The organism is Vibrio sp. 1580 (genome assembly GCF_033340055.1).
The window spans coordinates 1-518 of record NZ_JAWOVT010000739.1 but is presented as its reverse complement, the minus strand read 5'-3'; the positions used below and the strand labels follow the sequence as shown (position 1 = coordinate 518).

Sequence of the window (518 nt, the reverse complement as noted above, 5' to 3'; positions counted from 1 at the left end):
TTCGACAAAGGCAATCACCAAACTCGCATGAGTCGCAAACGAAAGCATTTGATGAACATGCCCGACGTGAACACCCATTTCTACCACGCCAAAAGTCTGATCGCCTAACGTGATTGCTTTCGCCACGTCATAAACACCGTCGCTTGCATCGAAAGGACGAACATTGGTGTCAACGCCTGTGTAATCACCTTGAAGCGTAAGTTCGATGCCATCTTGATTGACGATACGGATGTAAGCCAACTTGTGCTCACTTACGACAGAGCGTGCAAAGCTGTCTAAGTACGCCAGATCCGTCGCGATTACCGCGTCTCTCGAAGCTTGAGCAAACACACTCACCAAATTCTGGCTACCAACTTCGAGACTGGTCTCGTTCGAGCTTTTAAACCAGTTGAGGCCGCTGATGATGAGTACACCGAGCGCAAGTGCTTCGATGAGTGCAATGCCGATTATCGTTTTTGAACGCAGCGTCATAAAGCGCCCACTTATCTCGAAATGCCCAATTGGACGACGTCTTGCCA

Annotated in this window: 1 pseudogene; it reads right to left on the bottom strand. The window is 49.2% G+C overall.

Annotated elements, in window-relative coordinates:
* A pseudogene (locus R7093_RS28130) lies at nt 1-471 on the bottom strand (hybrid sensor histidine kinase/response regulator); the annotation flags it as partial.
* Nucleotides 472-518 lie beyond the last annotated feature (47 nt).